Origin of the sequence: Kitasatospora sp. NPDC101157 (genome assembly GCF_044768255.1) — a bacterium.
Lineage (GTDB): Bacteria > Actinomycetota > Actinomycetes > Streptomycetales > Streptomycetaceae > Kitasatospora.
In genome coordinates, this window is record NZ_JBIWPL010000002.1 from 295,641 (window position 1) to 322,001 (window position 26,361).

At 75.3% G+C, this 26,361-nt stretch carries 23 protein-coding genes; 6 read left to right on the forward strand and 17 right to left on the reverse strand.

From position 1 onward, the window contains the following. The first annotated feature begins 92 nt into the window (after nt 1-92). On the forward strand, nt 93-1,010 hold the full coding sequence (locus ACIRVF_RS04770; protein ID WP_402813695.1) for an alpha/beta fold hydrolase: 918 nt from the start codon (nt 93-95) through the stop codon (nt 1,008-1,010). A 50-nt stretch (nt 1,011-1,060) separates the two neighbouring features. On the opposite strand, the gene ACIRVF_RS04775 is transcribed toward ACIRVF_RS04770, so the two are convergent. Continuing rightward, nucleotides 1,061-1,999 carry a hypothetical protein gene (locus ACIRVF_RS04775; RefSeq protein WP_402813698.1) on the reverse strand — a complete coding sequence of 313 codons (939 nt, stop codon included), beginning with the start codon at nt 1,997-1,999 and terminating at the stop codon, nt 1,061-1,063. A 317-nt stretch (nt 2,000-2,316) separates the two neighbouring features. Here ACIRVF_RS04775 and ACIRVF_RS04780 point away from each other — a divergent pair, with 317 nt between their 5' ends. Next, entirely contained in the window at nt 2,317-2,676 is a 360-nt protein-coding gene (locus ACIRVF_RS04780; protein ID WP_402813701.1) for a hypothetical protein, read from the forward strand. A gap of 178 nt (nt 2,677-2,854) precedes the next feature. Here the strand turns inward: ACIRVF_RS04780 and ACIRVF_RS04785 are convergent, their stop codons facing one another. The 3 genes from ACIRVF_RS04785 to ACIRVF_RS04795 all read right to left on the reverse strand — a co-directional run bounded on the left by ACIRVF_RS04785 (nt 2,855) and on the right by ACIRVF_RS04795 (nt 4,353). Further along, nucleotides 2,855-3,523: a phosphoribosyltransferase gene (locus ACIRVF_RS04785; RefSeq protein ID WP_402813703.1), complete on the reverse strand. Its 669-nt coding sequence runs from the start codon at nt 3,521-3,523 to the stop codon at nt 2,855-2,857. A gap of 40 nt (nt 3,524-3,563) precedes the next feature. Beyond that, nucleotides 3,564-3,845: a hypothetical protein gene (locus ACIRVF_RS04790; RefSeq protein WP_402813706.1), complete on the reverse strand. Its 282-nt coding sequence runs from the start codon at nt 3,843-3,845 to the stop codon at nt 3,564-3,566. A gap of 76 nt (nt 3,846-3,921) precedes the next feature. After that, complete coding sequence (locus tag ACIRVF_RS04795) at nt 3,922-4,353, reverse strand: CBS domain-containing protein (RefSeq protein ID WP_402813709.1); 432 nt, start codon at nt 4,351-4,353, stop codon at nt 3,922-3,924. An 873-nt stretch (nt 4,354-5,226) separates the two neighbouring features. On the opposite strand from ACIRVF_RS04795, the gene ACIRVF_RS04800 reads away from it, so the two are divergent. Continuing rightward, the gene (locus ACIRVF_RS04800; protein ID WP_402813712.1) at nt 5,227-9,795 is read left to right on the forward strand and encodes an HAD-IC family P-type ATPase; all 4,569 of its coding nucleotides are present in this window, start codon (nt 5,227-5,229) and stop codon (nt 9,793-9,795) included. Between the two features lie 155 nt (nt 9,796-9,950). Here ACIRVF_RS04800 and ACIRVF_RS04805 read toward each other — a convergent pair whose 3' ends face one another. From ACIRVF_RS04805 to ACIRVF_RS04835, 7 genes are all read right to left on the reverse strand, one after another. Next, nucleotides 9,951-10,325 carry a hypothetical protein gene (locus ACIRVF_RS04805; protein WP_402813715.1) on the reverse strand — a complete coding sequence of 125 codons (375 nt, stop codon included), beginning with the start codon at nt 10,323-10,325 and terminating at the stop codon, nt 9,951-9,953. Between the two features lie 45 nt (nt 10,326-10,370). Beyond that, entirely contained in the window at nt 10,371-10,835 is a 465-nt protein-coding gene (locus ACIRVF_RS04810; RefSeq protein ID WP_402813717.1) for a hypothetical protein, read from the reverse strand. A gap of 114 nt (nt 10,836-10,949) precedes the next feature. Then, nucleotides 10,950-11,732: an HAD-IIA family hydrolase gene (locus tag ACIRVF_RS04815; RefSeq protein ID WP_402813720.1), complete on the reverse strand. Its 783-nt coding sequence runs from the start codon at nt 11,730-11,732 to the stop codon at nt 10,950-10,952. 47 nt (nt 11,733-11,779) lie between these two features. Beyond that, a complete protein-coding gene (lanL, locus tag ACIRVF_RS04820; RefSeq protein WP_402813723.1) occupies nt 11,780-14,389 on the reverse strand; it encodes a class IV lanthionine synthetase LanL in 2,610 nt (869 codons plus the stop codon). Nucleotide 14,390: 1 nt separating this feature from the next. Next, a complete protein-coding gene (locus tag ACIRVF_RS04825) occupies nt 14,391-14,558 on the reverse strand; it encodes an SflA family class IV lanthipeptide (protein ID WP_402813726.1) in 168 nt (55 codons plus the stop codon). A 202-nt stretch (nt 14,559-14,760) separates the two neighbouring features. Then, nucleotides 14,761-15,114 carry an NAD(P)-dependent oxidoreductase gene (locus ACIRVF_RS04830; RefSeq protein ID WP_402814615.1) on the reverse strand — a complete coding sequence of 118 codons (354 nt, stop codon included), beginning with the start codon at nt 15,112-15,114 and terminating at the stop codon, nt 14,761-14,763. After that, a complete protein-coding gene (locus tag ACIRVF_RS04835; RefSeq protein WP_402813729.1) occupies nt 15,111-15,596 on the reverse strand; it encodes an Lrp/AsnC family transcriptional regulator in 486 nt (161 codons plus the stop codon). The genes ACIRVF_RS04830 and ACIRVF_RS04835 overlap by 4 nt, the downstream gene beginning before the upstream one ends. A gap of 183 nt (nt 15,597-15,779) precedes the next feature. Between ACIRVF_RS04835 and ACIRVF_RS04840 the strand changes: the two genes are divergently transcribed. Next, nucleotides 15,780-17,465: a histidine decarboxylase gene (locus ACIRVF_RS04840; RefSeq protein ID WP_402813731.1), complete on the forward strand. Its 1,686-nt coding sequence runs from the start codon at nt 15,780-15,782 to the stop codon at nt 17,463-17,465. A gap of 6 nt (nt 17,466-17,471) precedes the next feature. Here ACIRVF_RS04840 and ACIRVF_RS04845 read toward each other — a convergent pair whose 3' ends face one another. The 3 genes from ACIRVF_RS04845 to ACIRVF_RS04855 form a co-directional block, all read right to left on the reverse strand. Further along, on the reverse strand, nt 17,472-17,975 hold the full coding sequence (locus ACIRVF_RS04845) for an LURP-one-related/scramblase family protein (protein WP_402813734.1): 504 nt from the start codon (nt 17,973-17,975) through the stop codon (nt 17,472-17,474). A 178-nt stretch (nt 17,976-18,153) separates the two neighbouring features. Beyond that, a complete protein-coding gene (locus ACIRVF_RS04850; protein WP_402813736.1) occupies nt 18,154-18,369 on the reverse strand; it encodes a hypothetical protein in 216 nt (71 codons plus the stop codon). A gap of 68 nt (nt 18,370-18,437) precedes the next feature. Beyond that, entirely contained in the window at nt 18,438-19,118 is a 681-nt protein-coding gene (locus ACIRVF_RS04855; protein ID WP_402813738.1) for a PAS domain-containing protein, read from the reverse strand. A 165-nt stretch (nt 19,119-19,283) separates the two neighbouring features. On the opposite strand from ACIRVF_RS04855, the gene ACIRVF_RS04860 reads away from it, so the two are divergent. Beyond that, complete coding sequence (locus ACIRVF_RS04860) at nt 19,284-22,505, forward strand: cytochrome P450 (RefSeq protein ID WP_402813741.1); 3,222 nt, start codon at nt 19,284-19,286, stop codon at nt 22,503-22,505. A 166-nt stretch (nt 22,506-22,671) separates the two neighbouring features. Here the strand turns inward: ACIRVF_RS04860 and ACIRVF_RS04865 are convergent, their stop codons facing one another. From ACIRVF_RS04865 to ACIRVF_RS04875, 3 genes are all read right to left on the reverse strand, one after another. After that, nucleotides 22,672-23,838 (reverse strand): damage-control phosphatase ARMT1 family protein, encoded by a 1,167-nt coding sequence (locus ACIRVF_RS04865; RefSeq protein WP_402813744.1) that lies wholly within the window; start codon nt 23,836-23,838, stop codon nt 22,672-22,674. A 351-nt stretch (nt 23,839-24,189) separates the two neighbouring features. Next, nucleotides 24,190-24,732, reverse strand: coding sequence for a GNAT family N-acetyltransferase (locus tag ACIRVF_RS04870; RefSeq protein ID WP_402813747.1), 543 nt, complete (start codon nt 24,730-24,732; stop codon nt 24,190-24,192). A 16-nt stretch (nt 24,733-24,748) separates the two neighbouring features. Continuing rightward, nucleotides 24,749-25,474: a hypothetical protein gene (locus ACIRVF_RS04875; RefSeq protein ID WP_402813749.1), complete on the reverse strand. Its 726-nt coding sequence runs from the start codon at nt 25,472-25,474 to the stop codon at nt 24,749-24,751. Nucleotides 25,475-25,691: 217 nt separating this feature from the next. Between ACIRVF_RS04875 and ACIRVF_RS04880 the strand changes: the two genes are divergently transcribed. Beyond that, on the forward strand, nt 25,692-26,354 hold the full coding sequence (locus tag ACIRVF_RS04880; RefSeq protein ID WP_402813752.1) for a hypothetical protein: 663 nt from the start codon (nt 25,692-25,694) through the stop codon (nt 26,352-26,354). Nucleotides 26,355-26,361 lie beyond the last annotated feature (7 nt).

A 26,361-nucleotide genomic window follows, 5' to 3' on the forward strand; every position in this document is an offset into this window, starting at 1 on the left:
CCCGAGCCGCCGTCGAGGGTCAGCCGGGCCGGTCGGACCTGCGGGCGCCCCGGGGGCGGTTGCGGCCGGCCCAGGCGTGCGAGCATGGCCGGATGACTGCGAGTTCCCACGAGCCGTACGAGCTGCACCGGGTGACGACACCGGTTCTGGAGATCGCCTACCATCGGACCGGCCGGCGGCGCCGGCAGGCCGACGCTCCGGTGATCCTGCTGCACGGCTTCCCCTACGACGTGCGGGCCTACGACGAGGTGGCGCGGCTGATCGCCGAGGCCGGGCGGGAGGTGCTGGTGCCGTACCTGCGCGGTTACGGGCCGACCCGGTTCCGGCAGGCGACGACGATGCGCAGCGGCCAGCAGGCCGCGCTCGGCCAGGACCTGGTGGACTTCATGGACGCGCTGGGGATCGAGCGGGCCGTGGTGGCGGGCTACGACTGGGGCGGGCGGGCGGCCTGCGTCGTCGCGGCGACCGGTCCGGAGCGGGTCCAGGGGCTGGTGACGGCGGGCGGCTACACCATCCAGAACATCGCCCGCGCGATGGAACCCGCCGCCCCCGAGGCGGAGTTCAACTTCTGGTACCAGTACTACTTCCACTCCGAGCGGGGCCGCCTGGGGCTGGAGCGCAACCGTGAGGAGCTGTGCGGGCTGCTCTGGCGGTTGTGGTCGCCGACCTGGGCGGATGCCGGGAAGGCGTTCGCCGCGTCGGCGCCCAGCCTGCACAATCCGGACTTCGTGGAGGTCGCGATCCACTCCTACCGGCACCGGTACGGGCTGGTGGACGGGGATCCGCGCTACCGGGCGCTGGAGGAGCGGCTCGCCGGTCAGCCGCCGATCGGGGTCCCGACGGTGGTGCTGGTGGGTGAGGAGAACGGGGTGATCCCCGCCGCGGACCAGACCGGCAGCGAGCGGTTCACCGGGCCGTGCGAGGTGCGGACGCTGCCCCGGGTGGGGCACAACGTGCCGCAGGAGGCGCCGGAGGCGTTCGCCGAGGCGGTGCTGGGCCTGGTGGGGTGAGCGGCGGCGGGGCCGCCGGGAGGTCGGCGGCCCCGCGCTGGGTGCAGGCGCTAGCCGTGCGTGACGCACTTGTTGGCGCTGTTGGACCACAGGCCCTGGAGGTCGAAGGTGCCGGTGCTCAGGGTGACGTAGGCGTCGAGGTTCTGGCACTCGTCGCCGATCTCCCCGCCGCCGCCGTTCCAGCCGATGCTGGGCCAGAAGTCGGTGACCGTCTCGGCGTACTCGTGGGTCTCGGTGGACTCGATGCCGGAGAGCATCCGGCCGTCGGTGAAGGTGGTGCAGGCGCCCGCGCCCATGTCGGGGATGTACGGCAGGTTCGTGTAGGCCAGCGTGCCGTAGGAGCTGCTGGTCTTGTCGTGCCAGGCGCAGAAGCCGCTGTTGGGGAAGCCGTCCGGGTGGGTGCCGGTGGGGGAGAGCACCACGTACTGCGCGTTGAGGTTGGGCGCCTGGGTGGTGTTGCCGAAGTGGGCGGCGGCCTTGCCGGCCTCGGCGCCGAGCTGGGTGCTGGTGGCGCTCGCGGGCGCGGCGGCGGAGTTGTCGAACCAGACGCCCGCCAGCGGGGTCGAGGCCGGGTGCTGGACGTGGACGCCCTTGGTGCCGCAGCTGGTGGTGCCCTTGGCGACGCCCTCGCAGTACTGGTCGAGGACGGTGCCCCAGGTGTCCTGGCTGCCGTAGAGGCCCTTGAACATGTTCTGCATGTCGGCCGCCACCCCAGCCGGGTCGGAGGACCACTGGCTGCCCCAGAAGACCAGGTACACCTTCGGGGTGGGGGACACCACGCCCTGGGTCGCGGAGGAGCGGACCGAGAGGGTGTTGTTGGTGGTCGCGGCCGGGTGCGGGGCGGTGCTCGGGCGGAGCGGCTTGGTCCCGAAGTGGGCGGTGGCCGGGGCGGGTTGCGCCTCGGCTCCGGTGGCCAGTGCGGTGGTGCCGAGGGCGGCCAGGGCCAGCGCGGTGAGGGTGTGCGCGGCGGCCTTGAGCGGTGTGCGCATGCGTCTGCTCCCGGGTGTGAGGGTGTGGGAGGTTTGTCGGTGCTCGTCGAGCCCGGACACCACATCAACCCGGGGGCGGTGCCGTCCAGATGGCGGACGCGGCGGTGCGAAGCCTTTGCCGTGGTCATACCAAGTCCTTGTCGGTGAAAGGCCGGTGGGCGTGTTCGACGGGGCCCGGTGATTGCCACGACGCCGCCGCGACCGCGGCGGCCGGCGGCGGGTCCACGAGGCGCCGGCCGAACGGCTGTAGCCCGAGCCCGGGCGCCGGTGGCCGAGGGCGGGCGATGGCCGGGCGAGACGATGGTCGAGGGGGACCGATGGAGAAGCCGCAGCACGCCGAGCCCTGGTACGCCACCGCGCTGCGGGCCGGGCTGGAGCTGGTCGGCTGGGTCGGCCTGCCGATCGCGCTGTGGCCGCACTCGGTGCTGCTGGCGATCGGCGTGGACGTGCTGCTGATCGGCGTCCCGGCGGTCCTGCAGACGCCCGGGGACAAGCCGGGGACGGTCCTCGCGGTGCCCGGCTGGGTCACGATCCTGATGGTGTTCGCCGAACTCGCCGGTGCCGTCACCGCCGCCCGGCTGCTCCTCCCGGGCTGGGCGGCGGTGCTGGTCGCGCTCCTCGCCCTCATCTGCTGCGTCACCGAACTGCCGCGCTGGAAGCGGCTGTTGCGCGCATGAACGGGCCCCGACGGTAGCCGTCGGGGCCCGTTCGAAGGACTGCCGTCAGTGCGGGGCGTCCAGGGAGCCGGTGGGGGTCGGGTCGCTGCTCGCCGGAGCATCCGGCGCGGGGGCGTGGGCCGGCGGTCGGTCATCGGCCCCGGCCGTCGGCGGTGGACCGCGGTGGACGGCGCGCCGGTCAGCCCGCGGCGCCGTGCGGGCCGTGCCGGCGCAGCAGGACGGCCGCCTCCCGGTCGGTGACCTCGTGGAACTCGCCGTACCAGGGCCCGGCGGCGTGGGCGTAGGGCGGCAGGTGGAGGCAGACCAGGGCGTCGACGTCCCGGCGCAGCTCGTCGGCGAGCCGGGCGTCGCACACCGGCGCCGCGAGGACCAGCCGCTCCGGGCGGTCCGGGTGGTCGCGGAGCAGGGCGCGGACGGCGGTGTGCGCGGTGAGGGCGTCGGTGAGACCGTCCGAGACCAGGACGACCGTGCGGCCCCGGAGGCACAGCGGGGCCCGCCCGTCGCGGTAGAGCACCTCGCGGCGGTGCACCTCGGCGCGCTCGCGCTTGACGCTCTCGCCGACCTCGACCGGGGTGACGCCGAGGACCTTGAGCGACTCCCGGTCGAACAGCGGCGGGTCGCCGTCGGCGATCGCCCCCACCGGGCGGTCGTAGCCGGGCACGTTCAGCTGTCGGACCACGGTGGCGTCGAGCGGGGCGTCCAGGGCTTCGGCGACCTCGGCGGCGACCGGCAGCCCGCCGGGGGCCAGACCGAGCACGACCACCCGGCCGCCGGTCCGGTCGCCGACGAACGGCAGGACCGCCCGGGCGAGTTGTTGCCCGGCGGCGCTTCGGTCGGGGAATCTCACGGGGACGTCCTTCTCCTGGGCCGCCCGGACGGCGCGGCCCTCACGCCGCGCTCCGCGCCGTCCGCGGGCTTCGCGCCGTCCGGGCGGCGAGGGCCGGGAGCGTCCCGCCCGCGAGGACGGCCCGGCGCTGGTGCGGGGACAGGCGGTGGGTGAGCCGGTACTCCTCGTCCCGGGTGGTGTTGCGGGCGGTGAGGTACCCGTCCGCGTCGGCGGCGAGGGCCTCGTGCAGATCGGGCAGGGTCAGCCGGTCGCCGGGCACGGCCCGGCCCTCTACCAGGTGGTCGGTGATCAGCTGCGCGGCGACGCCGAGTGGTTCGGCCATGGTCCTCGGCCTCCGGTCTGCTGCGCTCGCGACGCCGGTCAGCGGTAGGGGCGGCGGCTCGGCGCGGCGACTGGGATCAGCGGTTGGGGTCGGCCGCGCTGATGTCGGCGAGAACGGAGTGCGGGTCCCGCTCCATCGCCAGGTCGCCGATCGAGACCATGCCCACCGCCCGGCCGTCGTCCAGCACGGGCAGACGGCGAAGGGCGTGCCGGCGCATCAGGTCGACGGCCCGCTCGACGTCGTCGTCCGGGGCGACGGACACCAGCTCGGAGCTGCAGACGTCGCCGACGTCGGTACTGTCCGGGTCCCGCCCGGCGGCGAGCACCCGGACCACCAGGTCCCGGTCGGTCACCAGACCGCACAGCCGGCCGTCGCCCGGCGCGCCGTCGGAGACCAGGACGTCCCCGATCGCGCTGTCGCGCATCCAGCGGGCCGCGTCGCGCACCGAGGCCGGCCTGGGAACGGTGACCGGGGCGGCCGTCATGATCTCCTTGATCTTCCGGGTCATCGTGTCCTCCAGGGCGTTCGGGTGCGCGGCCCCGCGGGCGGCCCGCGCGAGGGCGCGTCTGCCCGGCGGCGGCGCCGGGAAACGGCTGCGGTGGTCACCCCGGCGTGGATTCGGGGGCGAGGGGCGTCCGCAGGAGTGCGGCGCGCAGCGGCGGCCGGGAAGGGGGTCTCCCGGCCGCCGCGGAACGTCGACGGATCGGGCCGTGGCGGGCGCCACGTCGGTCGACGTGGCCAGGGCCGGCCGACCGGGCCGACGGGCTGATGTTTGAGCCGGCGCCGGTGGGCAGACGCAGGGGTGGACACGTGGACCCGCGGGTCGATGCGTGCATACGCGCGCGGCAGGCCCGGGGTCGCAGAACAGCGCGATCGGAAGCGGCCATGAACGACCAGGAATCGACTTCATCAGCCCCGTCGACGGGCCCGGCCCGGTTGTTGCGCCCGGTGGAGTCCGCCGCCTCCGCCGTGCGGCACGTGCCGGGTGCCGGGGTCGTCGGCGGGATGGTCGACGGAGTGCTCGACACCGTGGGACTGGTGTCGCCGCGGACCCGCCGGATCGCCGCCTACACCGGTGCCGGGCTGCTGGGAGCGCTCGGCGCGGTCGAGTGGCCGGTGGCCGCGGCTGGTGCTGCCGCCGTCTGGCTGACCCAGGCGCGGCCGAGGAGTTCCCCGGCGTCCGCCCCCTCATCCGCTCGGACGGGAGGTCCGGGAGGCGGGAGCGGAGCGGCCAGGACGGCGGAGCCACGCACACGGAGCACGCCGAGCCGCCGCCGGACCACCGTCGCCGCGTCCGCCGGGTCGTCCCGGCGGAAGAGCGTCTGACCCGGCGGAACGGGGCCGAGCCGTGGTACTGCGCCGACTGACCCGTCTACCGGCGATGGGCCTGGGACTGACCCTGGCCGTACCGGTGGTCCTCGCACGCTCCGCCGTACCCACGGCCCGCGCCGCCGCCCGGGTGGCCGTCGAGGCCGGGCGTGTCGGGGCCCGCACCACCGTCCGCAGCACCGTCCGGACCGCCTCCTCGGCCGCCGGGACGGCGACCCGGGTGGGCCGGGTCGCCCGGAGCGCGGCCGAGACCGGCACCGGCTACTGGCACGCCGGCTCGCGGATCCAGCTGCCGCTGCGCCCCCGGGGGGGCGGCACGGCGCGCAACGCCGAGGCGGCGGCCCGGAGGGTGGCGCTGGGGCTGGCCCGCCGGCCGGACGTGATCGCCGCCTACTGGGACGGCGGCCTCGCCCGGCTGGTGGTGCAGCTGACCCAGGACGCGGCCACCGACCGCGTGGTGGAGCGGGCCACCGAACTCGCTGCCGTACAGCGGCTGGAACGGGTGGACGAGGATGTCCTGGAGACCGCCCACCCCGGGCGGACCGGCAGCGTCCGCGCCCAGGCGGTCGCGCTGGCCTGCGACGCCGTCGGATTCGTCACCGCCGTGGGAGCCAGGGCGGTTCCGCTGCGCACCGGGCCCCGGCTGGCCACCGCCCTGGTCTCCCTGGTCCGCGAGGACCCGGACGTCCGCGCCATGCTGCGCCGCCGGTTCGGCGAGGCCGGCTCCGACCTGGCGATGGCGGCCGCGGGCGCCGCGGCGTACGGCGTCGGGCAGTCGCCCGGCGGGCTGGCCCTGGACGCGCTGCTGCGGACCGGGCGGCTGATGGAGACGATCGCCGGCGCCGCAGCCTTCGACGCCGCGCACGACACGGTCTGCGCGCCCGGACGGCTGAGCGTCGCGGGTGCCGGAACCGCCCGGCCCGCGCTGCGCCCGCTGCCCGGCGAGGAGTTCGCGGACCAGGCGGTCGGCAGCACCCTGCTCGGCACCGCCGCGGCCCTGCTGTTCACCCGCAACGTGGCGGAGGCCGCCGAGGGGCTGGTGGCGGGCAACCCGAAGGCCGTACGCTACGGCCCCGCCGCGTTCACCTCCGCCCTGGGCACCGCGCTCGCCCGTGAGGGCGTCCTGGTCCGCAACCTGGAGCGGCTGCGCCGACTGGAACTCGTGGACACCGTGGTGCTGCACCCCGACTCGCTGCGCGGCACGGGGAGAACGGTCCTGGAGGCCCATCCCACCGTGCCCGACTGGGACCACGACCGGCTCTGGCAGGCGGCCGTCGCCGCCCTGGACCGGCCCGGGGCGGAACTGGAACTCCGGCCGGTGCCGGACCGGTCGGGTCGGCCGGACGCCGGGACGGGGCTGCTGGTCGCGTCCGCCGGGGGCGTGGACGTCGGCACGGTCCTCGTCGGCCGGGAGCTCGCCCCGGTGGCCGAGGCCGCGCTGGACGCCGCCCGCCAGGCCGGCCTGCACGTCGTGGTGGCCGACGACGGGACGCTCGGCGACTTCGGTGCCCTGGCCGACCAACTGGTCGGAGCAGAGCGGCCGTTGGCGGACGTGGTGCGCGAACTCCAGCGCGAGGGGCGGGTGGTGCTCACGATCGCCCGCGTCCCGGCGCACGGAGCAGCCGAGTTGACGGACGAAGCCCGCGAACTCCTCGCCGGGCTGCTGCGCGGTGACCTCGCGGTCGCGGTGACCGACCCGGACAGCGCGGTGGTGTGGGGCGCGGACCTCCTCCTGCTGAACGGTCGTGACGGCCCGAACGGGAAGGAGGGCCCGACCGGCCAGGAGGACCCGGCCGGCCAGGAGGGCCGTAACGGCCCGGACGACCTGTCCGGTCTCGACGCCGCCTGGCGGCTGCTGGCCGCGATCCCCGCCGCCCGTACCGTCGCCCGCCACTCCAAGACCCTGGCCGAGGCGAGCGCCGCGCTGTCCGGCCTCCTGGTCGTCACCCGGGGCCGGCGCCCGCACGGCACCCTCCCGGTCGCCGCCCGGCTCTCGCCGGTCAACGTCACCACGGCCGCGGCCCTGTTCTCGGGCTGGCGGGCCGCGCTGCGGGTCGGCATCCGCCGGGCGCCCCACCCGCCGCCCCGCGTCCCCTGGCACGCGCTCGCGCCCAAGGAGGCGCTGGCGCGGATCACGGCGGCCCGCCGTCCGGCACACCGCGACGCGCCGTGGGTGCGGCGGCTCACGGCCCACCCACCGCTGCGCCGGGCGGGCCGGCTGGTCGGCGCGGTGCGCTCCGAGCTCGACGATCCGCTGACGCCGGTCCTGCTCGTCGGGGCGACGGCCTCCGCCCTGCTCGGGTCGACCGTGGACGCGGCGCTGGTCGCCGGAGCCCTCACGATCAACGCGATGATCGGCGCGTTCCAGCGGCTGCGCTCCGAACGGGCGCTCTCCGCGCTGGAAGTGACGCAGAATCAGCGCGTCACGGTGGTGGACGGCGAGCGGACCCGCAGGGTCGGTGCCGCCGACCTGAGGCCGGGTCAGCTCATCGAACTGAGCACCGGAGAGGTGGTGCCCGCCGACGCCCGGCTGATCGAGGTGGACGAGCTGGAGGTGGACGAGTCCGCGCTGACCGGAGAGTCCCTCCCGGTCGCGAAGCAGCTGGACGCCACCCCCGAGGCGACGGTCGCCGACCGCCGCTGCATGGTTTTCGAGGGCACCACCGTGGTGGCCGGGCACGCCCGGGCCGTCGTCGTCGGCACCGGCGAGGACACCGAGGCCGGACGGGCCGCCCACCTCGCCGCCCGCACCCCGCCCGCCGGGGGAGTCCAGGCCCGGCTGCGCGAACTGACCGACCGCAGCCTGCCGTTCACCCTGCTCGGCGGAGCCGCCGTCGCGGGGATCGCGGTGCTGCGCGGCAGCCCGGTGCGCGAGGCCGTCCGGGGCGGGCTGGCCGTGGCGGTGGCCGCCGTGCCCGAGGGCCTGCCGCTGGTGGCCACCGTCGCCCAGTTGGCCGCGGCCCGCCGGCTCAGCCGTCAGGGCGTGCTGGTCCGCACCCCGCGCGCCCTGGAGGCGCTCGGCCGGATGGACACCGTCTGCTTCGACAAGACCGGCACCCTGACCGAGAACCGGCTGCGGGTGACCCGCGTCGCCACGGCCGACGGCGCCCGCCACCCGGCCGACGACCCCACGGCCGTCGACGTCCTGCGGACGGCGGCCCGGGCCTGCCCGCCGGCCGACGAGGACGAGGCCGTGCACGCCCACTCCACCGACGAGGCGGTGCTCGCCGCCGCACCGGACGACCTCGGCTGGACGCCCGCCCAGACGCTGCACTTCGAGGCCAGCCGCGGCTACGCGGCCGCGACCGGGACGGCGGACGACGGGCGGGCGCTGCTGGTGGTGAAGGGCGCGCCCGAAGCCGTGCTGCCCGCCTGCGCGGGCGCGGCGGAGACCGGGGAAGCGACGGTGGCGGCCCTGGGCGCCGAGGGCCTGCGGGTCCTCGCCGTCGCGCGGCGACCGCTCCCCGACGCCGACGAGGCGGCGCTCGACCGGCCGTTGGAGGGGCTGGAACTGGTCGGCTTCGTCGCTCTGGCCGACACCCCGCGATCCGGGTCCGCAGCACTGATCGAGGGGCTCCGCGCCACCGGCGTACGGCCCGTGATGCTCACCGGCGACCATCCGGCCACGGCCCGCGCGGTCGCCCTCGCCCTCGGCTGGCCCGAGGACCTCACCCTGGCGACCGGCGACGAGCTGGCCGGCCTCGACCGGACCGGCCGCGCCCGGGCGCTGGGCGGCTGCGACGTCGTCGCCCGGGTCGCCCCCGAGCAGAAGGTGCTGGTGGTCGAGGCGCTCCGGGAATCCGGGCGGGTGGTCGCGATGGTCGGGGACGGCGCCAACGACGCCGCCGCCATCCGCTCGGCCGACGTCGGGATCGGGATCGCCGCCCGGGGTTCGGCGGCCGCCCGCAATGCGGCCGACCTGGTGATCACCGACGACGAACTGACCGTGCTGACCGACGCCGTGGACGAGGGCCGGGCGCTGTGGCGCAGCGTCGCGGACGCGATCACCATCCTGATCGGCGGCAACGCCGGCGAGATCGGCTTCTCCCTGCTGGGCACCCTGCTGTCCGGGCGCGCCCCGATGTCCACCCGGCAGATCCTGCTGGTCAACCTGCTCACCGACATGTTCCCGGCGATGGCCGTCGCGGTCACCCCGCGGGACGATTCCCCGGACGGCGAGGCCGCCCAGCGCGTCGGTACTGCCGCGCTGGACGCCCCGCTCGCCCGGCAGATCCGCCACCGCGGTCTGGTCACCGCCCTCGGCGCGGCCACCGCCTGGCTGATCGGAACCGCCACCCCCGGCTCGGTCCGGCGCACCAGCACGATGGCCCTGTGCGGCGTCGTCGGCGCCCAGCTGGCCCAGACCCTGACCGGGCGGGCCCGCAGCCCGCTGGTGCTGGCGACGGTGCTGGGCTCCGCGGCCGCGCTGGCGGTGATCGTGCAGACGCCGGGCGTCAGCCGGTTCTTCGGCTGCACCCCGCTCGGCCCGGTGGCCTGGACGGGCGTGGCGGCCTCGATCGCCGTGGCCGTCGCCGCGCCGCCGCTGCTCCCGCAGGCCGAGCGGCTGGTGCTGGTGGCGCTGGCCCGGGCGGTGTCGGCCGTACGGGGCAAGCGGTCATGAGCGGGGCCGAGCGGCCCGGTCGGACCGGGCGTTTCTGCGCCCGGTCGTAGAGTCCCCGGTCGCGGAGCCGGCGGGCGCCGGCACGGGGGCGGGTGGTGCGGACCGTGTCACTCCACCGTTCCGTTCCCGGATCAGCCCACCGTTCCGTTCCCGGATCAGCGCCGACGGGTGTCGCGCCCCTGCCCGGCGGCCAGGCGGCGGCGGATCACCATCAGATCGAGCACGCTGATCCCCGCGAACGCCAGGCACACGGCGGCGAGGACGGCGTACAGGCCCCGGTTGGGCGGCGGGCCCGGGGCGGCGAGTGCGGCCAGTACGGCGAAGGCCACCGCTCCGCAGAGGAACAGCACCAGGAAGATCCGGGACAGCAGTCGTCGCAGCTCCAGGTTGGAGCGGGCGTTCACCGGCTCGGTGCCCCGGCGCACCCCGGGCTGGGGCCGCAGTTCGGGCGTCGTCCGGCCGGGGCCGCTCGGGGTGTGCGGGTAGTCATGGCGCTCACCTGCCCCGCGTCGCGTGTGTCGTCCGGCCATGGTGTGCTCCGTTGGATGTGTCCGGCCAGTGGTTGCGCCGTGCGCCTACCCGGCACCGCCCGCAGGACACCCGAGCCGCAGGCGGACGGTCAGCTGCGGGCCCTGCTCCTCGCGGCCCTCCTCGGCCACCCGGCAGAGCGCGGAGAGCGTCCGCAGCATCGTCTCGACGTGCTCGGGCGCGCCGAGCAGCTCCGCCGTGGCCTCGCCGGTCGGGGCGGGCGGTCCCGGCGGCGGGGCGGGGCTCTGGACGTCGAAGGCCTGTGAGGTGGTCACCGCCGGGCCCGGCCCGGGGAACGCCTCGGTGCCCTCGGGCCCGGCCTCGGCGACCGTCCAGGTGCTCTCCGAGGTCAGGGTGGGCGGTACGTCCCACACGTTGCCGATCCGCGTCCGGCCCCGGCCCGTGTGCGTCGGGAAGGCCGCCTCCAGGGCGTCGAGGACGGCCCCGGCGACCTCCGGCGCGCCGTCCGTGAGGCGAACGAGGACATGGCCGGCGAGCAGGGGCAGGCCCATCGACTTCTCCGTTCTGTCCGCTGCAGCTGTTCTGTCCGACGTGTCCCGTCCGACATCCGTTCTGCCCGGTCTGTTCGAGGACCAGGGACGCACACCGGGCGGGCCGCCGCACCTTCAGCGTTCCCGCCCGAGCCGGGACAGCAGCTCCGGCAGGTCCGCCACCGAGTCGAGGACGTGGTCCGGGTCGCCGTCGCCGCGGCGCGGGGCGCCCGGGGCCGCCTTGCCGGTGCGCACCAGGACGCCGGTGATCCCGTACCGCTGGGCGGCCAGCACATCGGACTCGATGTCGTCGCCGACCATCAGCGCCCGGTCCGCGGCGAGGCCGAGCCGGTCCAGGGCGGCGGTGAAGAACGCCTCGGCCGGTTTGCCGAGCACCTCGGCGCGCACCCCGGCCGCGTACTCCAGCGCGGCGACGAAGGCGCCGCCGTCCAGCCGCAGCCCGTCCCCGGTCCGCCAGTAGGCGTTGCGGTGCATGGCGACCAGCCGGGCGCCGTGCTGGAGGGCCGTGAAGGCGCGGTCGAGCGCCGGGTAGTCGAACTCGGGGCCCGCGCCACCGGTCAGGACCACCTCGGCCTCGGCCGGGTCGTCGACGACGGAGACGGGCCCCAGGTCCGCCCGGATGTCGCCGCTGTTGAGCAGCAGGCAGCGGGATCCCGCCAGTCGGGCGGCGGTGGCGGCGGGCGCGGTGAGCACGGACTCGACGGTGACCGGGAACCCGGCCGCGGCGAGGGTTTCGGCGACGGACTGCCGGGTGCGGGAGGTGGTGTTGGTCAGCAGCACGTACGGCAGGCCCTCGGCGTGCAGCCGGCGCAGCGCCGCCACGGCTCCGGGGAGCGGCTGCCAGTCCACCGTGAGCACGCCGTCGATGTCGAGCAGCACGCCTTCGGGTCGTCCCATGACCCGAACATAGCGCCGACGCGGCCGCGGGGCCCGGCCTCCGCCCGTCAGCCGATGAGGCCGAGGCGTGGTCCGCCCCGGTCGTGCAGCCGTCGCAGGAAGCCGAGCACCCCGGCGGACCCGCCCGCCCAGGTGGCGCTCGCCCGGGCGAGACCCGGGTCCGGGAAGACCGGGCGGGCCGGGGTGCCGCCGCTACGGCTGAGGATCACGGCCGCGACGGTACGGGCGGCGTCCCAGAACTCCTCGGAGGCGGAGGACCCGGACGTTCTTGTGGTTCCGCAGGTTCCGGAGGTTCCGGAGGCGACCGCGACGTCCACCAGGAAGTCGCCGACGCCCGCGAGCCCGCAGCACTGGCCGACCAGCGGCATCCGCGGCGCGAGCGCGGCGCAGGTGCGGGCGGCCTGCCGGGCGAGGGAGAGGTACCCGGGGTCGCCCAGCCGGTCGGCGGCCCGGACGAGCACCGTCCCGACCCCGGCGAGTCCCCGGCACCAGGAGCCGTAGCGGCGGGTCGCCCCCGGGGCGGTGGCCCGGGCGAGGAGCCCCGGGGTGACGGCGGCGAGCTCCGCGCAGGCCTGCTCGGCCCGGCGCAGGTCGGCCGGATCTCCGCTCGAACTCCCGTACTCCAGCAGGAAGTAGGCGACGCCTGCCGTGCCGTGCGCGAGCCCCTCGCGCAGGGCGGCCCGGCCGACGGTGTCGGCGCCCGCGGGCGACAGCCGGGCCCGGCCGGAGGCCAGCATCCGGGCGCACTCGGCAGCGACGGCGAGGTGCCGGTCGCGGTCCGCCGGGGAGCACCGGGCGAGCAGCAGGCGGCCGATGCCGATCCCGGCGACGCCCTCGATCAGATCCGCCTCGGGCGGCCCGCCGTCCGGGCCCCGCGTCGGCAGGTCCTCGGCCCTGGCCACGAGGGTGCCACGCATGACGGCCCCGTCCGCGGCGGTGCCCACGGCGGCCCCGTCCGCGGCGGCCCCGCCCGTGCCGATCCCGGCCTCGGCGAGGAACAGGTCGACGCCGGTACGGCCCGAGTAGAAGCCCGGCGGCAGGCTGCGGGATCGACCCGCCGTCCACCGCGCCAGCGCCTCGACGGCCTCCGACACCCCGGGCCGGTGGAGGTGGTGGATCAGCTCCAGGCCGAGGCCCGCGCTCCCGCCGTAGACGTCGACCGGGGTCGGCACGGCCGCGCGCGCGGAGAGCACCGGGTCGACGATCCGCCCGGCCTCGGCGACGCAGTACCCGGTGGTGTGCTCGACGATCTCCCGGAGCAGGTCGGCGTCGACCCGTGGCGGCTCGGCCTCCCGGGACGCCGCCCGGGACTTCCCGGTGCGCAGCCGGTCGGCGCCGGCGGTCCGTACGGCCGGATCGAGGCTGGTCAACTCGGCGATCAGCTCGCGGAATCGGCGGTGGTCGTCGCCGGGCAGCGCCCGGGCCAGCCCGGCCAGGGTGCGGTCCCGGTTGACGGCCGGGTCGTCGTCGACGATGACCGGGTCCAGGCCGGTGGCGGCGAATCCGAGGGTCGCGCCCAGCGCGTAGTAGTCGTCGGCGGGTCGGGCCGGCTGCCCGGCCGGGCGCCGTACCGGCTCGCTGTAGCCGGGTGTCGCGCCGTCCGGGGCGGCGCCGTCGATGGCGCTGATCCCGAAGTCGACCAGCCGGCACCGGCCGTCGGCGTCGAGCGCCACGTTGTCGGGCTTCAGGTCGCGGACCACCACGCCCCGGCGGTGGATGCCGTCCAGCAGCCGCAGCAGCCGGGTGGCCAGCCCGGCCAGCCGGTCGGCGTCGTACGGGCCCCGCTCCTGGACCTCCCGCCGCAGGTCCCGGTCGCCGCAGCTGCTCATCACCAGGTACTCGTCCGAGCGGTGCCGGAAGGAGTCGAGCGCCCGGGGCACCCCGGGGAGGCCGTCGAGCGCGGAGAGCACCGCCCGTTCGTGGCGCAGCCGGTCCCGGGCGTCCGCCCCGGACTCCTCTTCGGCGACGAAGGCCCGGGCCTGCTTGACCACCACCGGCAGTCCGGTGGTCAGGTCGACCGCCCGGTAGACGTTGCCCTGCGGCTTGCGCGCGATGCCGGCGGTGACCCGGTAGCGTCCGCCGCCGAGCCCGGGGGAGGCCTCCGGTCGGGCCGCCGCGGCCGCCCGCCGTTCGAAGGGGTCCTCGGCCCACGGCGGGCACCGGTAGGAAGCGGCCGCCAGGCCGTCGAAGACCCGGCCGTCCGGGCCGACCATGACGGATTCCAGCCGCCCGCTCCGGCCGGTCCGGTAGTCGCCGGTGAAGGGCCCGTAGCGGTAGTGGACCGGCGCGTCCGGATCGACCCGCCGGTCGCTCACCACCGTCGGCCCCTCGCGCCCGCGCAGTACCGCGACCAGCTCCTCGGCGAGCGCGACCACGGTGCCGGGCGCCGGGTACACCGTGATCGCCTTCCCGACCGAACCAGCGCCGCGCATCCCGGAGTTGAGCTCCCGCAGGACCTCCGGACCGCTCGCCCACTTGGCGTGGCAGACGTACCGCAGCAGCACCGGTCGGACGATCCCGATCACGGCCGCCAGCTCGCCGGGCCGTGCCGAGACGTGCAGCTTCCAACCGTGTTCCACCGCCGGCATCCGAGGATCGTTCAGGTAGGTCCAGGTGTCATCGGACCACCCGCGGCGGCCGGCGGCGGAACCGGTCACGTCAGGAGTTGAAGTCGCAGGCGAACCGGGTGGTCGCCGTCACCCACGGGTCGGCCAGACACGCCGTGGCCTCGCGGTCGGTGCGGTCGTCGTCCTCGAACGCGACGGTCTCGTCATCGACCAGCAGCGGACCCGCGTCGCGGATCTCCTCGATCATGGTTCCGGGCATGGGAAACCTCCAGATCTTGTCGTGCCTCCGGTGATGGTGCGGGTCGCGGCCCGTGCGGCTGGCGCAGTGGGCCGGGATCCCGATCCACGAAGGTAGGGAGGAACGTTCCGCCTGACAAGAGCTCAGGACGCAGCAGCTCCACTTCCCGAGCACATCCGTGGAGGAACCGTAAACATGCTCGCGGGTGCGGCGGCCGCCCGGCTCAGGAGCTGACGCCGACCGCGTGCCGGAAGCTCGTCCGGTCGGAGACCAGGTCCAGCACGGCCCGGGCCACGTCGGCGCGCGGGATGCTGGAGCCGGCCGGTCCGGCCTCGACGGCGTGCCGGTAGCGGCCCCGGCCCGGCCGGTTCGTCAGCCGCGGCGGTCGGACGGCCGTCCAGTCCAGGCCGCTGTCGCGCAGCACCCGTTCCATCGCCTCCAGGTCGGTGTACACGTCCCGGAGTACCGCCCGGAGCAGCGGGCCGAAGGCCTTCGCGGCGAGGAAGGGCTGCCCGGCCCCGGAGCGGTTGAGCGGTGCGGCGCTGCCTGGGAGGCGGCCGAGGCGGCGGGGGGTCAGCGCCCCAGGTAACGGCGGCCCGGTATCTGTTCGAAGATCAGATTGGTGCGGGTCTGGGCCACCGCCGGGTGGGTGGTGAGGTGGTCCACGACGAAGTCGCGCAGCTCCTCGGGCCCGGCGACGCCGACGTGCAGCAGGTAGTCGTCCGAGCCGGCCATGTGGAAGACGGCCAGCACGCCGGGCAGGTCGGGGGCGGTGCTGCGGAAGCTCTCGTTCTGCTCGCGGGTGTGGGCGCGCAGCCGTACCGAGATCATCGCCTGGAGCGGCAGCCCGATCGCGGCCGGGTCGAGCTCGGCCCGGAAGCCGCGGATGATGCCGCGCTCCTGGAGCGCCCGGACGCGGGCCAGGCAGGTGGAGGGGGCGATGCCGACGGCGGCCGCGAGGGCGTTGTTCGGGAGGCGGGCGTTCTCGGCCAGGGCGCGGACGATCGCCCGGTCCACGTCGTCGAGCGGTGCCCGGCGGGCCTGCGGATTGTTCGGCATGCCCGCCAGGATCCCAGTCCGTTCCGCAGATTCGCAAACCTGACCGGGCCTGGACCGAATGTTCTTCGGAGAGGCTTCCGCCGAGCGTCCGGAAGTTCCATCCTTGCCGACGGTCCTTACCGACGGCTGTCGTCGACGCAGACGGCAGCCGTCGCCCCACCGCACCCCCGGAGCGCGCCGCCCATGAGCCCGACCGCCTTCCCCGCCGCCGAGACCGAGACCGCGACCGCGCGCGCGACCGCGATCGCCGTCGATCCCGGTCCGGAGCTGGACGGCGGCGACTTCACGCTTCCCGAGGGCGGCCTGGACGACGACCGGCGGCTGCGCGCGCTCGACGCCGTGGACGAGTACCTGACCCGCAAGCGCAAGCACCTGGTCGGCTATCAGGCCACCCAGGACATGCAGGGCACCGCACTGGACCTCGCCCGGTTCATGCCGAACAACATCAACAACCTCGGCGACCCGTTCCAGAGCGGCGGCTACAAGCCCAACACCAAGGTCGTCGAGCGGGCCGTGCTCGACTACTACGCCAAGCTCTGGCACGCCGAGCGCCCGCACGACCCGGCCGACCCGGAGTCCTACTGGGGCTACATGCTGTCCATGGGCTCGACCGAGGGCAACATGTACGCCCTCTGGAACGCCCGGGACTACCTGAGCGGCAAGGCGCTGATCCAGCCGCCGGCCGCCCCCTTCGACGCGGTGCGCTACGTCAAGGCCGACCCGGACCGGCGGAACCCCAACGCCCACCACCCGGTGGCCTTCTACTCCGAGGACACCCACTACTCCTTCGCCAAGGCCGTCGCCGTCCTCGGCGTGGAGACCTTCCACGCCGTCGGCCTGGAGAAGTACGCCGACGAGTGCCCGCTGGTCGACCCGGTGACCGGCCTGAACACCTGGCCCACCGAGGTGCCCTCCCGCCCCGGCCCGTCCGGCCTGTCCTGGGACGGCTCCGGCGAGATAGACGTCGACGCCCTCGCCGTGCTCGTCGAGTTCTTCGCCGCCAAGGGCCACCCGGTCTTCGTCAACCTCAACCTCGGCAGCACCTTCAAGGGCGCCCACGACGACGTCCGAGCGGTCTGCGAGCGGCTGCTGCCGATCTTCGAGCGGCACGGGCTGGTGCGGCGCGAGGTGGTGTACGGCAGCTGCCCGCAGACCGGCCGGCCGCTGGTGGACGTGCGCCGCGGCTTCTGGATCCACGTGGACGGCGCGCTCGGCGCGGGCTACGCGCCGTTCCTGCGGCTGGCAGCCGAGGACCCCGAGCGGTACGGCTGGACGCCGGAGGCTGAGCTGCCCGAGTTCGACTTCGGCCTGCGGCTGCCCACCGCCGGGCACGGCGAGGTCGACATGGTCTCGTCGATCGCGATGAGCGGCCACAAGTGGGCCGGTGCGCCGTGGCCGTGCGGCATCTACATGACCAAGGTGAAGTACCAGATCTCGCCGCCGTCCCAGCCGGACTACATCGGCGCCCCGGACACCACCTTCGCCGGCTCCCGCAACGGCTTCTCCCCGCTGGTCCTCTGGGACCACCTGTCCCGCTACTCCTACCGGGACCAGGTGCACCGGATCCGCGAGGCCCAGGAGCTGGCCGCCTACCTGGAGCGGCGGCTGACCGCGATGGAGCGCGAACTCGGCGTCGAGCTCTGGTCGGCCCGCACCCCGGGCGCCGTCACCGTCCGGTTCCGCAAGCCGAGCCCGGAGCTGGTGGCGAAGTGGTCGCTGTCCTCCCAGGACGTGCTGATGGTCCCGGGCGACGAGGCCACCCGGCGCAGCTACGTGCACGTCTTCGTGATGCCCTCGGTCGACCGGGCCAAGCTGGACGCCCTGCTGGCCGAACTCGCCGAGGACCCGGCGATCCTGGGCGCGCCCTGACCGTCGTCAGAGGTTGGTCAGCTGGTCGCCCTTGGCGTCCTGGAGGACGTGGTCCACGCAGACCGCCAGGATGACCAGGATCAGGGCGTCCTGCGGGCTCATCACGTCCACGGCGTAGGCGTCGCGGACGGTGAACCAGCGGCGGGACACGTGCGCCAGGGTGGTGCCCTCGTGGCGTATGTCGAACTCGCGGTCCCACAGGTTGCCGTTGATCCTCAGCTTGCGGCCGTCGCCGAGGCGGACCTTGAAGCGGTCGCCGAAGAGCTTGAACAGCTTCTTGCTGACCTTCGCGGTGGGCTGCCCCTCCTGCTTGATCAGCAGGGTGTGGTGGAAGGTGAAGGCCTTGCGGACGATGCTCGCGACGTGCTCGCCGCGGGTGTCGACCAGGCGGAAGGTGCGGCGCAGCCGGAAGAACTTCCGGTTCACGCGGTAGAGCTTCTCCCGTTGCTCGGTCTCGATCCAGGCCTCCTCGTGGAAGGCGAACATGCGGTCGCGGACCAGGTAGCGCACTGTGGTTCCCCCGTGGTGTCCGCCGGCCCCCGTGGCCGGCGCGGCCCAGAGCGTAGCGGCCGGTCAGCGAGGGGGAGGGGCAGGGGGTGGTGCTCTTTACCGGTCCGCGACCTTCCGCCGCCCTGACGCGGGGTGCGGGACGGCGGGGCTCATTCGAGTGCCGCCACTCGTGCGGTCTCTAGGCGATGCCCTGTCCGTCGATGTCCGCCCCCCATTCGTCCTCGCCGGTGGCGCCCACGCAGTACCCGCCGCCCTGGACGGTGCCCCCGTTCTCCTGGCACTGCTCGGCGGTGACGTCGCGGGGCAGGGCCATGGCCGGGGCGGAGCCGGCGAGGACGAGGACGGCGGTGGCGGCGAACGGGACGGCCAGGCGGGCCAGCGATGAAGTGATCATGTGCCTTACGAGAGCACGCACCCGCTGCGGCGGCGAGCCGTACGCGTCCGTTCGCAGGCCACGACCCGTCAGCGCGGGCCGGCGGCCTCCGGAGGCCAGGTGTCCGGGGCGAGGACGCCGAGGGCGTAGGCGCGGGCGACCAGGGCGGTGCGGTTGGGCAGGTGCCAGCGGCGGGAGAGCCGGGCGAGGTGGTAGTTGACGCCGTCCGTGGTGAGCCCGACCTCCTTGGCGATCCGGGCGGTGGTGGCGCCCCGGGCGGCCGCGGCGAGGATGCGGGCCTCGATCGGACTGACCTCGGCGCCCGGGCCGGGCTGCCGGGGGACGGGCGGGGCGGTGGGCTCGGCGAGGGTGCGCAGCGAGATCAGCAGGTTCGGGGTCTCCTCCGGGGAGTCGCTGATCAGCTCGACGGTCATCTCGCCCTGCCGTTCGCGGCCGTCGGCGGGCGTCCAGGAGACCTTGGCCGGGTACTGCGAGCGGCGGTGGAGGCGGACGGCCTCGGTGAGCGCCTGGAGGGTGGCGCGGTCCCTGAGGGTGAAGAACTCCAGGATCCGCTGGTGGCGCAACTGACCGGGGAGCAGGCCGAACTCGGCGGCCATCGCGCGGTTGACGATCAGGATCCGGCCGCCGTACTCGCACACCGCGATGGGCAGCGGCACGTGGTCCATGAGGCGCAGGGCGCGATTGCGCCAGATCACCGCCGGGTCCTGCCTGGTCACCGGCGCGGGGCGGCGGCCCTCGATCGGTCGCATGCGTCGTCCTCCTCCTGTCGCACCGGGCCGCAACTGATGGAGCGTAGGCAAGTCTCCGGACGGTGCGAGCACTACACAATCATGTAGTGATCACTGTCGGGCGGCGGCCGTGGGGGCTCAGAGTGGAGGAACCGAGAAGTTTTCCGCCGTGGGAGGGACCCACCGATGACCGACACCACGACCGAGGCAGCGAGCAGCACCGGTACCACCACGGGGGGACCGACCGTCCCCCTGGTGGACATCTCCGCGCTGGCGCCGGCCAGCGTCCCCGTGCTGCGGAGCATGGAACTGGCCAGAGAGCACGGCCCGGCCTTCGTCCAGCGCCTGCACGGCCGCGAGGTGCTGATGGTCAGCAGCCTGGAACTGGTCGAGGAACTGGCCGACGAGGAGCGCTTCACCAAGGCGATCGGCCCGGCGCTGGAGAACGTCCGCGAGTTCACCGGGGACGGCCTGTTCACCGCCTACAACGACGAGCCGAACTGGGCCAGGGCGCACGACATCCTGATGCCCGCCTTCGCGCTCGGCTCGATGCGCACCTACCACCCGGTGATGCTGAAGGTCGCCCGCCGGGTCATCGAGGCCTGGGACCGCCGCTCGGCCGCCGGGCTGACGGTGGACGTGCCCGGCGACATGACCCGGATGACCCTGGACACCATCGGACTGGCCGGGTTCGGCTTCGACTTCGGCTCCTTCGAGCGGGACGAGCCGCACCCCTTCGTCGAGGCCATGGTGCGCTGCCTGGACTGGGCGATGACCCGGCTGACCCGCAACCCGGCGCTCGACCACGGCGAGCGCGACGCCGCCTTCCGCCGGGACGCCGACTACCTGGCCGGCGTGGTGGACGAGGTGATCGCCGCCCGGGTGGAGAGCGGCGCCGAGGACGGCCCGGCCGAGGACCTGCTCGGCCTGATGCTCGGCGCGGTCCACCCCGTCGACGGCACCCGGCTGGACATCGAGAACATCCGCAACCAGGTGATCACCTTCCTGATCGCCGGCCACGAGACCACCTCGGGTGCGCTCTCCTTCGCGCTGCACTACCTCGCCAAGCACCCCTCCGAACTCCGCCGCGTCCAGGAGGAGGTGGACGCGCTCTGGGGCGACCGGTCCGACCCGGAGCCCTCGTACGAGGACGTCGGCCGGCTGCGCCACACCCGTCAGGTGCTCAACGAGGCGCTGCGGCTGTGGCCGACGGCGCCCCAGTTCAGCCGGGAGGCGCGGGCGGAGACCCTGCTCGGCGGGCGGATCCCGGTCCGTCCGGGGATGCCGATCTTCGTGCTGACCCCGATGCTGCACCGCGACCCGGCCTGGGGCGACAACCCGGAGCTCTTCGACTCCTCCCGGTTCGACCCCGAGCGCGAGGCGGTCCGCTCCCCGCACGCCTTCAAGCCCTTCGGGACCGGCGAACGCGCCTGCATCGGCCGGCAGTTCGCGCTGCACGAGGCGACCATGCTGCTCGGCATGCTGGTCCACCGTTACCGGCTGATCGACCACGCCGACTACCAGCTGACCCTCAAGCAGACGCTCACCATCAAGCCCGAGGGCTTCACCCTCGCCCTCGCCCCGCGCACCCCCGCACCGCCGGCCCGGTACGCCCGGCCCGACCAGCCGGCCGTGCCGCGGCAGGCCGCCGGCGCCGCCGAGCGCCCGGACCGCCCCGGCCGGGTCCGCCAGGGCACCGGCCTGCTGCTGCTGCACGGCTCCAACTACGGCGCCTGCCGCGACTTCAGCCGCCAACTCGCCGAGGTCGCTGCCGAACTCGGCTGCGACACCGAGACCGCCCCGCTGGACGCGTACGCCGACGGCCTGCCCACCGACCGCCCGGTGGTGATCACCGCCGCCTCGTACAACGGCCAACCGACCGACGACGCGGCCGAGTTCGTCCGCCGCCTGGCCGAGGCCCCGGACGGCGCGGCCGACGGCGTCCAGTACGCGGTGCTCGGCATCGGCGACCGCACCTACGCCGCCACCTACCAGCGCATCCCCACCCTGGTCGACGACCGGCTCGCCGCCCTCGGCGGCACCCGGCTGCTCGCCCGCGCCGAGGCCGACGCCTCCGGCGACCTGGCCGGTACCGTACGGGAGTTCACCGAGGCGCTGGCCGACCTCCTGCTGACGCGCCACGGCGACGCCGAGGCCGCGGCCGCCCCGCGGGAGGAGGCCGCGTACACCGTCACCGAACTGACCGGCGGCCCGCTGGACGCGCTCGCCGCCCGGCACGGCATGAGCAAGCTGACCGTCACCGCCGTCGGCAGCCTGACCGACCCCGACTACCACCGGGTGAAGCGGCTCGTCCGGCTCGCCCTGCCGGCCGGCGCCGAGTACCGGACCGCCGACCACCTGACCGTGCTGCCGGCCAACGACCCGGTCCTGGTCGAGCGCGCCGCCAAGCTGCTCGGCACCGACCTCGACACGGTGCTGAGCATCGTCGCCCACCGGCGCACCGGCCTCGCGGTCGACCGCCCGCTGAGCGTACGGGAACTGCTCACCCACCACGTCGAGTTGCAGGACCGCCCGACCGCCGAGCAGCGCGCCACGCTGGCCGCGCTCAATCCCTGCCCGCCCGAGCAGGCCGCGCTGCGGGCGCTGCCCGCGGACGACCCGCGCACCCTGCTCGACCTGGTCGAGGACTTCCCGGCCCTGCGGGAGGCGCTCGGCTGGCCGGTGCTGCTGGAACTGCTGCCGCCGATCCGGCCCCGCCACTACTCGATCTCCTCCTCGCCCGCGGGCCCCGCACCCGCGGCCGGGGGCGTACGGGAGGTCGACCTGATGGTCTCGGTGCTCAGCGCCCCGGCGCGCTCGGGCCGGGGCACCTTCCGGGGCACCGGTTCCGGCTACCTCGACCGGGTGGGCGTCGGCGACACCGTGCTGGCCCGGGTCCAGCCCTGCCGGGAGGCTTTCCGGATCGGGCACCGCACCCCGGTGATCATGATCGCGGCCGGGACCGGACTGGCGCCCTTCCGCGGCGCCGTCGCCGACCGCCGGGCGCTGCTGGCCTCGGCCGGCGAGGGGGCCCAACTCGCCCCGGCTTTGCTGTACTTCGGCTGCGACGCCCCGCAGGCGGACTACCTCCACCGGGCCGAGCTGGAGGAGGCCGAGCGGGTGGGCGCGGTCTCGATGCGGCCCGCCTTCAGTGAGCAGCCGGAGGGCGGGCGGCGGTTCGTCCAGGACCGCATCGCGGCCGAGGCCTCGGAGGTCTGGGCGCTGCTGGAGGCCGGTGCGGAGGTGTACGTGTGCGGCGACGGCGCCCGGATGGCGCCCGGCGTGCGGGAGGCCTTCCGGACGCTCTACCGGGAGCGCACGCCGGGGGCCGACGAACAGCGGGCGCAGGAGTGGTTGCAGGGCCTGATCGAGGCCGGGCGCTACGTCGAGGACGTGTACGCGGGCTGAGGGCCCGGCCGGGGGTGTCCGGTGTCCGGCCGCTGAGGAACGTCCGCCCCGCCCGCCGCTCGACGTGAGCGGCGGGCGGGCGGCCGGTGCGTCAGTGTGCAGGGCGTGGCCCTCGACGGCGGGGCGGGCGTGCTGCTGCGGGCCCGGCGGCCGTCGGCGGCGGACCCTACGGCCGGACGCGGACCTGGATGACGGCGTGGCGGCCGCTGACGCGCCACCCCGTCCCGGTCCCGTCGAGCCGGGCGACGGTGGCGGCGTCCAGACCGACGACCACGTCCGACTTCAGCGTCCGCAGGGCGGCGACGCTCGACGGGAAGTGCTCGGCCGTCTCGGCGAAGGGGGTGGTCGGGGGCCAGAGCCGGTCGCCGACCAGGCGGCGGTAGTTGAGGTCACCCTTGAGGATCGTCAGCGCCGCGCCCCCGAGTTCGGCCCGGAGGCCGGCGGGCAGGTCGTGGTACGGGAGCGGCGCGCAGAAGAACGGATGGGTGCGGATCACCAGCGTGCCGAGGTTCAGCGCCCGCCACAGCCGCTCGCCGACGGCCCCGGCCGCCGGTGACGGCGCGGTGCGCAGACGCTCGACCGAGGCGAGGACGTCGGCGGTGGTGGCGTCCGACACGTAGTACGGCTGGGGCTTCACGTACAGGGCGACCTCGGCGGCCCGGCCCTCGGTCAGCAGATGGTCGATCAGCACCAGGTCGGGCAGCAGCTCCCGGCCCGCGTTGTCCGCGACGAGGCAGACCAGCCCGCCGCCGGCCCGCTCCAGCTCGGAGCGGAGCAGTGCGCTGTCGTCCGCGAGCAGGTCGGAGGAGACCGGGCCGCCGGCCCCGGCGGTGAGCTGGAAGCCGAGGTCCGCCCGGTTGCCCCACAGGGCGGACGAGAGCAGTGCCTCCGCCCGTCGGGACGGCGGCAGGCCGTCGAGCCGGTCGAGCGCCGCCAGCTCCTCGTCCACCGCGGCTCCGGCCAGTTCGGCGTTCTTGAACGGCGCGAACGGGTCGATGCCCTGCCAGGCGCCGGGCCGGAAGTACCCGGTGGCGTCGAGCAGTCGGCGGTAGAAGTAGCTCTCCGCCCACAGGAACGGCGCCTCGCCCCAGGGCCTGCCCCACACGGGCCCGCCCCACTCCCGCCACCGGGCGGCGTCCGGGGTGTCCTCCTCCGGCGGCTCCAGCAGGCCGGTGGTGCTCTCCACCAGCAGCGCCTCGATCGCCGCCCGCTCGGCCGGGCCGTACGGCAGGGCGTCGAGAACCCGCCGGACCAGCACGGGGTGGCGCTCGTGGAAGACGGCCCACGGGAACGAGCCGGGGACGTCACTGCGGATCACGGGTGCGTTCGGCACGGTGGGGCCTCTCGGCGGGAGCTGCTGGCTGGACCGGGGGCTCGGGCCTGTCCCCGTCGGCTCCAGCCGAGACTAGACGATCCCGGTCTGGCGGCGGGTGGGGGAGAGCGCGAGGAAAAGTGTTATCCGGTCGCCGGCCAGGAGGTCTCCTGGGCATGGGAACGAACGCGGGAGGCCGTGGCAGAGGGTGCGCGGCCGGCACGCGGGGTTCGAGATGGGGCGCTCCGCGCGGGGACGGCAGTCCCCGGCCGGCGTTCGTTCCCACGGCGCCCGGCCGGATCGTCCCGTCCGTCCGGCGTCGCCCGGCGGTCCGCACGCACCCCACGGCGGCGGACCGCCGGGCACCGTTCGTCAGCCGCGCCGGAGCCGCCAGATCTGCTCCTCGCCGGTCTCCGCCGGAGCGAGCGCCTCGGCGGGGCGGCGCCCGTACTCGGTGAAGCCGAGCCGGGCCGGGACGGCGGCGCTGGCGAGGTTCGCGGGGTCGTGCACGATCTCCACGAAGTCCACGCCGGGGAGGTGGAAGGCCTGTTCGGCCAGCGCCCGGGCCGTCCGGGTGGCGATGCCGCGGCCGGTGGCGGCGGGGTGCAGCCAGTAGCCGATCTCCCGGCCGTCCTCCTCGGTGTCCTCGCGCCGGAACAGCCCGCAGGCGCCCACGATCGCGCCGTCCAGCAGGATCGCGTAGGTGAAGTCCTTCCCGCTCTCCCACAGTTCCGGGCGCTCCGCCAGGAACGCGGTGGTCTTGGCCTCGCTGTGCTCGGCGACCCACGGCATCCAGGGCCGCAGGTGCTCCAGCGACTCCTCGATGACCCGGAAGAACTCGGGGAAGTCCGCCTCGCCGCGGAAACGGCGCAACGTCACCTCGCCCAGGGCGATTTCCTGCTCTGCCAGCTTCATCCAGGGATGATGTCCGTCACCCCGCCGCCGGCGCAACGGGATAACGGCGCCTCCGCAGCAGGTGGAGCAGCGCGCCGAGGCCGGAGGTGGCGGCGGTGACCGTGAGCAGGGAGACGTCGGCGAGGCCGGCCATCGCGAGGTCGAACCGGGGGTTCTCGGCCTCCGCGGTGAACTCCGGATCCACCAGGCCTTCCGGGTCCTCGGTGACGCTCACCCGCTCGCCCGTCGTGTCACCGCTGCCGCAGGAGACGGACCGGGTGCGCCCCGGGGCTTCGTCGTAGCGCACCGCGCAGCTGTAGCTGGTGCCCTTGCCGTGCATCACCGTGATGTCGGTGACGGTGCCCGGGTGGACGGTGCCGCGCATGGACAGCACCGTGGCCTGGACGGTCTTGATGCTCATCAGCGGGACGGCGATCACCGGGGCGATCATCAGGAGCATTGCGGCGGTCTGCAGCGCCCTCGACCGGCAGAAGCACATCACGGCGTAGATCAGCCCGACCACCCCGGTCAGGACCAGCGCCGTCGCGGGGACGAGGAACCACGCGCCGAGCGCCCCGAGCGCCCCGCCGAGCGGGAGCAGCACGGCGGCGGCAGGGATCCACAGGGCCGTCAGCAGCGGCCGTCTCGGCCACGGCGTGTCGTTCTTCCCGGACTTCCCGGACCCGGCAGGCTTGCCGGACCCGTCGGGACGTCCGTCCCGGCCGGGCTCCCGCCCCGGCCGGGACGTCTCGTAGTGCGTCATGGCGGGAGATCCTGTCAGGTCGAACCGGGGACGGGCAGCGGCGGGGGCGGACCCTTTGCCGGGCGGGGCGGCTTGTGGAGGCCGGCGGCAGGAGTGGTGGACGTTGCCGAGGCTTCGGGTGCCAGGCCCGGTGGCCCGCCACGGATCCATCACGGCACCGCGGTGTCGGTGGCACCGGGCATGATCAGGGGACAGGACCGGGAACGGGGAGGTCGGGATGAGCGCCACGAGGTTGTGGGTCATCGGTACGGTGTCCGACGAGGAGTTGCGGCAGCTGCTGGGCGCGGCGGCCGAGGCCGGGCCTGTCGCGGCCGCGCCCGGGCCGGCGGCGCCCGGGGTGGCGGCGCCCGGGGTGGCCGAGGAACTGGCCTGGTGGCGCGGGGTGGCGGGCGAGTCCCTGTTCGGCGAGCCGGCCGTCGGCGGCGGGAGCGCCGGGGAGGACGCCTTCCGGCTGTGCGCGTTCTTCGACAGCTGCCGGGACGGCTCCGACGCGGTGGAGGACCTCCGGGAGGCCGTCGTGGGCCGGTTCCGGCCCGAGGAGAAGGAGGGCCTGTTCTCGGCCGCGGCACGCAAGGCCAACCCGTTCTGGGCCCTCGCCTACGCCCTCGGACCGGACGCCACGCTCCAACTGCCCGGCTGGTTCGGCGACTTCCTGCTCGACTCCCGGCAGGTCCGCGCCTGCCTCCCCGACGCCGAGGAGGCACTGACCCTGACCGGGGCCCGCCGCCGGGAGGTGGTCGAGCGCATCCACGCCTGGATGACCGGCCTCGGCGACGGCCCGGACCACGACGCCGACGCCCTCCTCGACGGCCCACTGCGCGTGCTCCGCCACGCCGCCCGCACCGGCCGGGGCGCGGCCGGGCACACCCTCTGGTACTGAGGAAGGG